Raw genomic sequence first — 12,193 nt, forward strand, 5'->3', positions numbered from 1 at the left:
CTTAGACTTATCGGCCTTGTCTACCCAAACAACGTCAATTGCACATTCGGGTTCGACAAGCCTTTCAAAGAGCTAAACTTAATATGCGGGCGCTTTTCATTACCGAAGTTGTGCTGACCGGAACGGTCAACTTCGCCCCGCATCAGGCAGTTGGTGAATAGCACATTCTTGTAATCGGTAATGTTGCCGTTTAACGGACTACAGGTAATAACATGACCGTCAAATAAAAAGCCGATAGTATTCGCCTTTTCATTACCCCGGGTAATGTGGCCTTCCAGGGTCACTACATCGCCATGTTTCCACTCTGGGAATAAGACGGTTTCTTCGCTTTCTTCTTCTGTAAAAATGTACTTTTCATCAATGCTAATGGTTATGCGCGCATTCACATCGTCTTTATCCAGTGCAACTGCCGAGCTAAAACCTACTTCAAATTCGCGGCCTTGCTCTACAATCTGCATCAGCTTATCAAAGAGGCTGTCTGGGCAGTTGCGGTACATTTCCAGATATTCTTCCGGCACGTACAACACTTCTCCCCTGCCATTTTCCAGCCCAATCATCGGAACTTCTGGCTTTTCAGCGCCTTCAAACTTAACGGACTTAAACTTTCGGATACTTAACGAACCCATGTGCTTACTGATCTGCAATACCCACTTGATGGATTTGATAGCTGCTTTCACCACGTTTTTGGTCCGCACTTCTTTAAACTCCTGATCGGCCAAAGTATGGGTAGTGGTACTATCAGAAGTATCGGTAACGGCGCTTAGCCACTCGCCAAATCCTTGCGGAATAACAGCTTCCCAACTACCTCTGCGTAGCTGAATAGGAATATCAAAGTCATACTGAATAAGCGCCTTGTTTTGTTGGATGATGAAAAAGCGCATCACTTCATCAATACCCTGTAAGGCCAGGGCCGCTTTTCGGGCATCTAAATAACCAGAAGCCACCAGCTTACCGCTGTACTTAAAATATGCAAAATCCTCATCACCCAGGCTGGCAGGCGGCGTTAGTAGTATTAAACCCAGTATCATTTCTCTATTCAATATAAGTTTTTTGCTGTGCGATGAACAGTAGTGATTTAAACAATCATCACACAGGCCAAAAGAGAGGCAAATTACGGTTGTTGCTTTGTTTTTTAGTATAGTTTGTGCAAAAAATATTAGCGTTCATGCTGTTTATGAACGTTCACCTTGTTAAACATAAATACATGTACATTCTCCCTATTTTCCCAATAAAAAAGCGGCTATCCTTTCAGATAAGCCGCTTACGTATCACAGATTAAAATTGTTTATTAGTTAGTGCCGGCTGGTTTAGGTGCTTCTTTACGAGGCAACATATCCGGACGTTCAGAGCTGTTATATACAAAGGCAGCTACAACCGTAGCAGCTTCTTTCAAATCATCAGCTACCAGGCGGTCATAAGTATCCTGGTTACTGTGGTGGGTACGTGTACCATAATCCATTGAATCCTGAATAAACTGGAAGCCCGGAATGCCTACGCCATCAAACGATACGTGATCGGTACTGCCGGTGTTGCGGATGGTAACGGTAGTAGCACCTAAATCTTTAAGCGGCTCTAACCAAGCTTTAAAAATAGGGCCAATAGCTTCGTTGCCTTGCAAATACACACCGCGTATTTTGCCGGTACCATTATCCAGGTTGTAGTAAGCCGAAACTTTCGCTTGCTCTGGTTTATAGCCGTCTTTAACATTGCCATAATGGTTAGCCACATAATTGCGCGAACCAAACAAGCCTTGCTCTTCCGAACTCCATAAAGCCAAACGGATGGTACGTTTAGGTTTTAAGCCGCTAGCTTTCAATATGCGCAAAGCTTCAATCATTACGGCACTTCCGGCGGCATTATCGGTAGCACCGGTAGCTCCATGCCAAGAGTCGAAGTGACCGCCCAGCATTACTACCTGGTCTTTCAACTTTTTGTCGGTGCCTGGTATTTCAGCTATCACGTTGTAGCCGTTTTCATCATCGGTAAAAAATTGGGTTTTAACGTCAGCTTCCATCTGTACTTTTTGGCCGGCTTTCAGCAGGCGTACAATGCGCAGATAATCTTCACCACTGGTTTCCAGTTCAGGAGCTACCGCTTTAGCCGTATCAGCATACGAAGCGCCATTGGTGGTAAATACAGTACCATCCGTACCACGTGCCTGGCTTAATACTAAAGCTACATTTTCACCTTTCAGGAAGGTGTTGATTGCACCACGCATGGCCATAGCCCGGCGACGAGCGGCCATCATGGTAGCCATTTGCGGGTTTCCACCCGAACCAGGGCGCTGACCATTGGGCTGAGCGGTAGCATTAGCCATTTCAGTAAGTTGCTCATCGGTGTAGCGTTTAAAATCAGGTTGTGTGCCAGAGGCTAAGGTAGCTTGGGTATCATAAATTACTATTTTACCGGCAAGTTTGCCTTTATATTGCGCTAAGTCAGTTACGGTATCTGCTTTTAACAGTACTACATCACCTTTAATCGGTCCGTTGGTGCCAGGTGTCCAAGCTTTAGGAACGGCAATAATAGCATGGTAGTAAGGAACAGTGATGGCCGCATAGTTTTTTTGTACTTCCCAGCCTTTGCCAAACTTGCCCCAGGGTTCGAGCTTTACGTTCGAAAAGCCCCAGCTTTTCAGTTTATCAACTGCCCAGGTTTGTGCACGCTTTAAACCTGGTGAGCCTGATAGCCTTGGACCAGCTACATCCGTTAAGTAAAAAGCAGTTTCCATGACCTGCGAATGGTTCAACCCTTCTTCGCGAATTTTTTGCATCGCGGCTTGGTCAACTTTTTCTTGTGCCAAGGCTGAAAAGCCCATGCTGGATAAAAAAAGCGCGGATAGGAGTAAATTTTTCTTCATGCCTTATTGTTTTGATTAGGGATGAACAAACTTATTGATTTATAATGCAATAATCTGGCACATAAATGAATAATCTTGTTACAAAAGGCTGCTTTTATTAATTTTTTATAAAATCCGAACAGTTAATTGAAGAAAAAGCATAGTGATTTTATGTTCTTTGTAAGAACTGCCACTATTGTGATGGCTAGAAGCGGATGTTTTGAGCATTAATAGCTTTTAATAACCAGTTATCCCAGTGCTGCTATGGCTTTTTTTATAGCCTCATCATTACGGTTCATAATCTGGTAAAATACCTCATTACCCCATTTAAACCGGCCTGCATGAGCTTTCAGCAAAAGCTTCATATAGCTTCGTGCTACATTAATTTCGTGCGAATCCATTTCTTTCAGGGTACCGGAAGCATATACAATGAAATGGGTAAGCTCATCATCGCTTACATTGTAATTGCTGTTAAAATCAACCGCATTGTTGTAAGCTTTAAGCAGCGGTTGCATATGATCGAGCACGTAAGCAGTAAATAAAAAGTTCCGGTTAAGATCTTGTATCAGCAAGCTGTTTATTGCTGCATCTTCGGGCACAAAAATGTCGGGCATAATGCCGCCACCGCCATATACCTTTTTGCCGCTTTCGGTATGATATGGTGCCGAAAGGTTGAAAGCCGTACTATCTTCAATATTGTTTTCAGCAGTGTACAGCTCTCCTTTTTGCAAACGGTTATTCAAATCATTACGATAGCTCTCCGCTCCGTTTTTGTAGGATTTCTGAATACTGCGGCCTGAGGGCGTATAATAGCGTGCCACAGTTAAGTTTAAAGCTGATCCATCTTCAAAGGGAAATTGTTCCTGTACCAAGCCTTTACCAAACGAACGCCGACCTACAATAATAGCACGGTCCAGATCTTGTAAGGCACCCGCTAGTATTTCACTGGCCGATGCCGAATGCTCATCAATCAACACCGCCAGCTTGCCTTGCTCAAACACACCAGAATCAGTAGCAAAGTAATCGGTGCGCGGGTCGTGCAGGCCCTGGGTATAAACAATCAACTTGCCTTTAGGTAAAAACTCGTCGGCCAGTGCAGTAGCGGTATTCAGGTAACCACCACCATTACCGCGCAAATCCATCACCAGCTTTTTCATGCCATTGGTTTTCAGCTTCTGCATAGCTGTTTTAAAGTCATCATCAGTAGCTGCACCAAACTTGCTGATTTTTATATAAGCCACTCCTGGTTCAGTCAGGTAGGCCGCATCTAAGCTACTCAGGCTAATGTGGCCACGCATAATGTGGTAGCTGTTAATTTTGTTGCCCGATCCGGTTAAAACGCCTAAATCTAAACCTGTATCATTCTTGCCTTCAAAAGCTTCACTTACCCGGTCGGTAGTTAAGTGTGTTCCCGAAAATGGCCGATTGTTGATAGTGATAATGCGCGAACCGTTTGGTAAACCCGCCTTGGCTGCAGGACCCCCACGTAATACCTGGGTTACAAAAAGCGTATCGCGTAGCAGTTGTGATTCAATGCCGATACCATCAAAGCTACCTTGCAGCTTTTCAGTTAATGATTGGGCCTGTTGCTGGCGCAGGTAGGTAGAATGCGGATCGAGTTTTTGCAGCAAGTTATTGATGGTTACGCCTTCTACACTGTCGGCATCAATGGTGTCTACATATTTTTTGCGAACCAGTTGCATTACACGATCAAGTTTGTGAGTGCCAGGTGCGGGTAAATCAGCATCTTCAACGTCTGAATGACGGTTGCCGATAAGCAAACCAATAGCCATACCGGCAAGTAATAAAATCACTGAACGGAAGATGATGGTAGCGGTTTGTTTCATAGCAACTGGCAACAAAAATAAGCATTGAATGGTTACCCTTTACTTGATGTTGACGGATTTTTAACGAATTTTGCTACACATTTGTAATAATAAAAATGGACAATACCACCGAAAAAGAATCACACTATAGTCACCTGGAAACGCTGCCGGTATCTGCGCTTTTACAGCACATGAACCAGGAAGATAGAACCGTTCCGGATGCGGTAGAAAAGGCCCTGCCACAACTGGAAAAGCTGGTAACAGCCGCAGTAGAAAAAATGAAAGCTGGCGGCCGCTTGTTTTACATTGGTGCCGGTACCAGCGGCCGGTTAGGTGTGGTAGATGCTTCGGAGTGCCCGCCCACCTTTGGTGTACCCTTTGACTGGGTAGTAGGTATTATAGCTGGTGGTGACAGTGCCATCCGAAAAGCGGTTGAGTTTGCCGAAGATGATGCTGAACAAGCCTGGAAAGATTTATTAGCTTATAATATTACGGATAAAGATGTGCTGGTAGGTATTGCAGCATCAGGCCGTACACCTTATGTAATTGGCGGTTTAAAGACGGCTCAGCAGCACGGATTGGTAACGGGATGCATTGTTTGCAATGCGGGCAGCCTTGTAGCCGCCGAGGCACAATACCCGGTTGAAGTAGTTACCGGGCCAGAGTTTGTAACAGGTTCAACCCGCTTGAAAGCTGGCACCGCGCAAAAGCTGGTTTTAAACATGCTGAGCACTGCGGTAATGATACAACTGGGTCGTGTAAAGGGTAATAAAATGGTGGATATGCAGTTAACTAACCATAAGCTGGTTGATCGCGGTACGCGCATGATTATGCAGGAAACCGGCCTGAATGAACAAACGGCCGCCAACCTATTGCAACAACATGGCAGCGTGCGCAAGGCGGTAGAAGCTTATCAGCAAAGTAAGTAATGTGCCAACCGTAAAAACTGTGTATGTGCATATTATAAAGAGAAGATTGAATTGAAGAAAAAGTATTAAATTAGATAGGCGATGTACTAATAGGCAGCATATACAGGCGCTGCATAAAAGAACATCTGCCTTTCGCACCATAATAAAAATGCACGAGATAGAACCATACTACAGGTGGAGAGATGATTATGTAGCGGCTGAGGATGAGCATTCACCTTTTTATGCTACAGAGTATAATGAGTTTGAGTATGATAAGCAGGTGTACAATTATTTGCTGCACCCGCAGTGGGATTCGTTCGGGTCCAACACGTTGTACATGAAAGTGTTGTTTGCCGACTATGATCGGGGCTACGTTATTATTGAATTTATTGGCGAATGGAACGATGCCATTAACAATGATATTATGCTGATGAAGCGTGAAATTATGGAGCTGATGATAGATGAAGGCATCAACAAATTTGTGCTGATTGGTGAAAATGTACTGAATTTTCATTCATCCGATGATTGTTACTACGAAGAGTGGTTTCAGGAGGTGGAAGACGGCTGGATTGCCGGTGTGAACTTTAGGGAGCATGTAATACGCGAATTTAAGCAAAACAACATTGACTACTACATCAACTTTGGCGGCGGACTGGATGATTTCAGCTGGCGCACCTTAAAACCGTTGCAAGTTTTTGAACGGGTAGAAGAACAATTAATGCGTAGGCTTACTTAAACTTTACAGCCTTTTAACTGTCTAATAATTGTATAAAAACTTTATACCTTTACGCTAATTAATTTAGAAATGGAAACCAGAAAATTTGATTACGAATACAAAGACGTTATCCAGTTGAACAACGAAGTGGGTACCTCCCGCAAGTTCATGGCTAACGTATTTATGTGGATGTTTGCAGGGTTAGCTATATCAGCCGTAGTAGCTTATCTGTTCACTACTCCACAGTTCCTTACTTTGCTTATTGACCCTGTAACTTTTCACAGCACAGGCTTAGGCACTGTAATTATGTTTGCGCCTTTCATCTTTGTGATGATTATGTCGTTTGGCTTAAACCGTATTTCGCAGCCGGTGCTGGCTGTACTGTTTATTGCTTTTTCGGCATTAATGGGTGCTAGTTTAAGCTTTATACTGCTGGCCTATACAGCGGCATCAGTAGTAGGCGTTTTTATTACTGCATCTGTAGTGTTTGGTATTATGGCAGTAGCCGGTTACACCACTAACCAGGATCTTACCAAGTTCGGTTCTTTAATGATAATGGGGCTTTTTGCATTAATTATCGCTTCCGTACTTAATATGTTCTTCCCTGGCCTGCATTTGGATAAAGCAATTACTTACATTGGTGTAATTGTGTTTGTAGGCTTAACCGCTTATGATGTACAACGCATTAAGTTAATGGGCCAAAGCATGCAATACCAAGATACGCCTGCTGGCAAACTGGCTATTATAGGTGCTTTAACCTTGTATTTAGATTTTATTAACCTGTTTTTATATCTGCTGCGTTTGTTTGGCAGAAGAAAATAATACACGTATAATATCTTTTCAAAGCTCCTTGAATGAACCTTCAAGGGGCTTTTTTATTAAAGCAGATACTTGATTATTAAGCTTATCTCTAGTTATAAATTAGGACTATTTACAAGCTATTAACTGATTTCAAAACGGCTTGCATTTACAACTTTTGGGAGAGTTTTGCAATGACAGACGTTATTTCAATACCTGTTTCTCATCAATAGAGCGCGGTTATCCTCCAGATACATTTGACCCATCATTCAACATTAAATGTATCATGAAAACCTTAAAATTATCTTTGCTATGCCTGTTTCTGCTAGCCGGACTTACCTGCTTTTCACAACACAAAAATGAATTAGATATACGCCTGCGCGCCATTGGCATTATACCCCAAGAGAGCGCTACCATTGGTGTAATAGGTGGTGGTATCAACCTGAGTAATTCGTATGTTCCCGAACTGGATTTTACTTACTTTTTCGCCAACAACTTTTCAGCCGAATTAATATTAGGAACGGCAAGGCATAAAGTAAGCACCCGTGCATCAGATTTATCAGCTATTGATGCCGGTACTGCCGATGTTAATTTGGGTAAGGTATGGTTGTTGCCACCTACCCTTACGCTGCAATATCACTTACCTACCGGTACAATTTTTAAACCTTATGCTGGTGCTGGTATTAATTACACCTTCTTTTACAATGCCGATAAAGGCCCGGTGGTGCAAAATATTGATTATAAAAATAAAGCGGCCTTTGCTGCCCAACTGGGCTTTGATGTAGATATCAGCAAAAAAGTGTTTTTGAATGTTGATGTAAAGAAGCTGTTCCTGTCAACCAACGTTACTGTTGATGCCTCAAACCTTACTCCCGCCGGTAACCAGGCGCTGGCTCCGGTACTGCAAAATATAAATGCCGATGTTAAAATAAGGCCGTGGGTAATCGGCATTGGTATCGGTCATCGTTTTTAAAGCTTGTTTTGCCTCGTGTTTTTAGTTTTGAAGCCGTTTTAACATAGTTAAAGCGGCTTTTTGCATATAAGCTTACAGCAGTAATTATTTACGTCTTAATTACACACACACTAACTTGGCACTTGCAATTAACGGCTTTATTATGCAATTTTGTACTGCTTATAGAGAAAGATGGAGGGACTGGACCCTGCGAAATCTTAGCAACCTGTGCTTACAAGGTGCTACATTCTACTCGGCATTTTAAACAGATGCCGGACAGATAAGCAAAAGTCAAAATCCAATTAAAACCGACTTTTCGAAATAAGCAAGATTAGTATCAAGTAATAAGTATCAAGTATTATGGTTGAATGTCATGATACAGGATAGTTAGCACCTGACAGTATTAGAATAAGATGTCTGGATACTTGATACTTACTACTTGATACTAGAACATGAACATCAGAGAAGAATTACAAAAACGCATATTGGTAATTGATGGCGCTATGGGTACCATGATACAGCGCTATCAATTGACAGAGGAGGATTTTCGCGGCGAGCGTTTTAAAAATCATCTTTCTGACTTAAAAGGAAACAATGACCTGCTGAATATTACCCGGCCTGATGTAATTAAAGCTATTCATGCCGAGTATTTGGAGGCCGGTGCTGATATTATCGAAACCAATACCTTCAGTACGCAACGTATCAGTTTAGCTGACTACCACATGGAAGAGCTGGACTACGAGTTAAGCTATGAAGGTGCACGCCTGGCTCGTGAAGTAGTCGATGAATACAACCAAAAAACGCCGGATAAGCCCCGCTTTGTGGCTGGCGCGGTAGGCCCTACTAACCGTACGGCCTCCATATCGCCCGATGTAAATGATCCGGGTTATCGGGCAGTTACGTTTGATGATTTGGCTGAAGCTTATTACGAACAGGTACGCGGCTTAGTGGATGGTGGTTCGGATGTACTATTGGTAGAAACCATTTTTGATACCCTGAACGCCAAAGCTGCTTTATTTGCCATTCAGCGTTATGCAACCGAGTCAGGCAAGCACTTGCCAATCATGATATCCGGTACTATTACAGATGCTTCAGGACGTACCTTATCAGGGCAAACCGTAGAAGCATTTTGGAATTCTATTCGTCATGCCAATTTACTATCGGTAGGTTTAAACTGTGCGTTAGGTGCCCGTGAAATGCGCCCGTACCTGGAAGAATTATCAGAAAAAGCAGATGTTTTTATATCGGCCTACCCCAACGCTGGTTTACCTAACGAGTTTGGTGCTTATGATGAAACGCCGCACGAAACGGCTCATCAGGTAGATGATTTTATTAAAGCGGGTCTGGTAAATATAGTAGGTGGTTGTTGTGGCACCACGCCCGATCATATTCGCTGCATTGGCGAAAAGGCAGCCCAGCATTCGCCGCGTAAAAAGCCTGAAGTAGCGCCTAATATGCGCCTCAGCGGACTGGAAGCAGTTACCATCACTCCCGAAACCAACTTTGTAAACGTGGGTGAGCGTACCAACATTACCGGTTCGCCTAAATTTTCTAAATTAATTCTGGCCGAAAATTATGAAGAAGCTTTAACCGTTGCCCGACAGCAGGTAGAAGGCGGCGCTCAGGTTATCGATATCAACATGGATGAGGGTATGATTGATTCGGAAGCCGTCATGGTTAAATTCCTGAACTTGGTCGCTTCCGAACCGGATATTGCCAAGCTGCCCATCATGGTCGATTCATCCAAGTGGAATGTAATTGAAGCGGGCTTAAAATGCTTGCAGGGTAAAGGTATTGTAAACTCTATATCGCTGAAAGAAGGCGAAGACAAGTTTAGAGATTATGCCCGTAAAATAATGAGCTATGGCGCAGCAGCTGTAGTTATGGCTTTTGATGAACAAGGACAAGCCGACAGCTACGAACGCCGTATAGAAATCTGCAAGCGCTCATACGATATACTGGTTAATGAACTGGGCTTTCCACCACAGGATATTATTTTCGACCCTAACATTCTGACCGTTGCTACCGGTTTGGAAGAACATAACAACTACGCAGTTGATTTTATAGAAGCTACCCGCTGGATTAAACAAAACCTGCCTCATGCCAAGGTAAGTGGCGGGGTAAGTAATATATCTTTCTCGTTTCGGGGTAACAACGTAGTGCGTGAAGCTATGCACTCCGCTTTTCTGTACCATGCCATTAAAGCAGGTATGGATATGGGCATTGTGAACGCTGGTATGCTGGAGGTTTACCAAGAAGTACCTAAAGAACTGCTGGAAAAGGTAGAAGATGTTCTATTAAACCGCAGAGCAGATGCTACTGAGCGCCTGGTGGAGTTTGCTGAAACGGTAAAAGCCAAGGGCAAGGAAATCGTAAAAGATGAAGCCTGGCGCAATGAGCCAGTTGAAAAGCGTTTATCGCACGCGCTGGTAAAAGGTATTGTAGAGTACCTGGATGCCGATGTAGAAGAAGCACGCCAGAAGTATGACCGTCCGCTGGAGGTAATTGAAGGCCCATTAATGGATGGCATGAACATCGTGGGGGATTTATTCGGTTCCGGTAAAATGTTTTTGCCGCAGGTGGTAAAATCGGCCCGGGTAATGAAAAAGGCAGTGGCTTACCTTCTGCCCTTCATTGAGGCTGAAAAAGCTAAAAACGCCGGTGGCAATGAACGTAGCAATGCCGGCAAGGTGTTAATGGCCACTGTTAAAGGCGATGTGCACGATATTGGTAAAAACATTGTAGGCGTAGTATTGGCCTGCAACAATTTCGAAATTGTCGATTTAGGCGTTATGGTGCCTGCTCAGCGCATTATTGAAGAAGCTAAAAAACAACAGGTAGATATCATTGGTTTGAGTGGATTAATTACGCCATCGCTGGATGAAATGGTGCACTTTGCCAAAGAAATGGAACGTGAAGGCTTTACTATTCCGCTCATTGTGGGTGGGGCTACTACTTCGCGCATACATGCTGCTGTTAAAATTGCGCCTAACTATTCGGGTCCGGCTATTCATGTGCTGGATGCTTCACGTAGTGTAACGGTATGCAGCACTTTAATGAATAAAGATAATCGTGATGGTTACATTCAAACCATTAAAGATGAATATGCCAAAGCCCGAGAAGCGCACTTAAATAAACGTTCCGATAAACGGTTCATCAGTTTAGATGAGGCCCGTAACCAACGCATTGAGCTGAACCTAGATGGCGCTATGCCATCTAAGCCTACCTTTACGGGTACTAAGGTTTTTGAAGCTTTCCCGTTAGCTGAGTTAGTACCTTATATTGATTGGACACCGTTTTTTCATACTTGGGAATTGCGCGGCAGTTACCCTAAAATTTTTGAAGATAAAAACGTAGGTACCGAAGCACATGAACTGTTTGATAATGCCCAAGCTTTGCTTAATCGTATTATCAAAGAAAACTTGCTACAAGCTAGTGGTGTAATCGGTTTCTGGCCGGCCAACAGTGTAGGCGATGATATCGAGTTGTACAGCGATGAAAGCCGTACCCAGTTGTTAGCTAAAATACATACGTTGCGCCAGCAGGCAGAGAAAGCGAAAGGCGAACCGTACTATGCCTTGTCGGATTTTATTGCCCCTAAAAGCAGTTGCGTACCCGACTACTTTGGTGGTTTTGCCGTAACGGCCGGCTTAGGGTGCGATGAGCTGGTGGCGCATTTTGAACAAGACCATGATGACTACAACAGCATTATGGTTAAAGCTATTGCCGACCGCCTGGCCGAAGCTTTTGCCGAAAAAATGCATGAACTGGTACGCCGTGAGTATTGGGGGTACGCTAAAAATGAAGTATTAACCAATCAGCAGTTGATTAAAGAAGAATACCAAGGCATCAGGCCGGCACCAGGCTACCCAGCTTGTCCGGAGCATACCGAGAAAGTTACCTTGTTCGATTTGCTCAAAGCTGAAGAAAATGCCCACATGCAACTCACCGAAAGCATGGCCATGCTGCCTACGGCTTCGGTAAGCGGCTTCTACTTTGCCCACCCGCAATCCCGCTATTTCGGCTTAGGTAAAATCGGCAAAGACCAGATCGAAGATTACGCCAAACGCAAAAACATGTCAGTAGAAACCGTAGAACGATGGTTGGGACCTAATTTGAACTACTAATGTATGTTGCGTGTTGCGGGTAAAAGATTAA

8 protein-coding genes and 1 riboswitch are annotated in these 12,193 nt (G+C 43.6%); of the genes, 5 read left to right on the forward strand and 3 right to left on the reverse strand.

Annotated elements, in window-relative coordinates; genetic code table 11:
• Nucleotides 1–20: 20 nt before the first annotated feature.
• The 3 genes from HH214_RS10625 to HH214_RS10635 form a co-directional block, all read right to left on the reverse strand.
• Complete coding sequence (locus tag HH214_RS10625) at nt 21–1,028, reverse strand: hypothetical protein (protein ID WP_169607514.1); 1,008 nt, start codon at nt 1,026–1,028, stop codon at nt 21–23.
• 260 nt (nt 1,029–1,288) lie between these two features.
• The gene (locus HH214_RS10630) at nt 1,289–2,857 is read right to left on the reverse strand and encodes a M20/M25/M40 family metallo-hydrolase (protein ID WP_169607516.1); all 1,569 of its coding nucleotides are present in this window, start codon (nt 2,855–2,857) and stop codon (nt 1,289–1,291) included.
• A gap of 227 nt (nt 2,858–3,084) precedes the next feature.
• Complete coding sequence (locus HH214_RS10635; RefSeq protein ID WP_169607518.1) at nt 3,085–4,683, reverse strand: S41 family peptidase; 1,599 nt, start codon at nt 4,681–4,683, stop codon at nt 3,085–3,087.
• Nucleotides 4,684–4,778: 95 nt separating this feature from the next.
• Between HH214_RS10635 and murQ the strand changes: the two genes are divergently transcribed.
• The 5 genes from murQ (at nt 4,779) to metH (ending at nt 12,162) form a co-directional block, all read left to right on the forward strand.
• A complete protein-coding gene (gene murQ, locus HH214_RS10640) occupies nt 4,779–5,591 on the forward strand; it encodes an N-acetylmuramic acid 6-phosphate etherase (protein ID WP_169607520.1) in 813 nt (270 codons plus the stop codon).
• A gap of 148 nt (nt 5,592–5,739) precedes the next feature.
• Nucleotides 5,740–6,306: a hypothetical protein gene (locus HH214_RS10645; RefSeq protein ID WP_169607522.1), complete on the forward strand. Its 567-nt coding sequence runs from the start codon at nt 5,740–5,742 to the stop codon at nt 6,304–6,306.
• 69 nt (nt 6,307–6,375) lie between these two features.
• On the forward strand, nt 6,376–7,107 hold the full coding sequence (locus tag HH214_RS10650) for a Bax inhibitor-1/YccA family protein (RefSeq protein WP_169607524.1): 732 nt from the start codon (nt 6,376–6,378) through the stop codon (nt 7,105–7,107).
• Between the two features lie 262 nt (nt 7,108–7,369).
• Nucleotides 7,370–8,056: an OmpW/AlkL family protein gene (locus HH214_RS10655; RefSeq protein ID WP_169607526.1), complete on the forward strand. Its 687-nt coding sequence runs from the start codon at nt 7,370–7,372 to the stop codon at nt 8,054–8,056.
• A 156-nt stretch (nt 8,057–8,212) separates the two neighbouring features.
• A riboswitch (SAM riboswitch) is annotated at nt 8,213–8,322 on the forward strand.
• Nucleotides 8,323–8,487: 165 nt separating this feature from the next.
• The gene (gene metH, locus HH214_RS10660; RefSeq protein WP_169607528.1) at nt 8,488–12,162 is read left to right on the forward strand and encodes a methionine synthase; all 3,675 of its coding nucleotides are present in this window, start codon (nt 8,488–8,490) and stop codon (nt 12,160–12,162) included.
• Nucleotides 12,163–12,193: the final 31 nt, after the last annotated feature.

The sequence above is a fragment of the Mucilaginibacter robiniae genome, from assembly GCF_012849215.1.
Classification (GTDB): Bacteria; Bacteroidota; Bacteroidia; order Sphingobacteriales; family Sphingobacteriaceae; genus Mucilaginibacter; species Mucilaginibacter robiniae.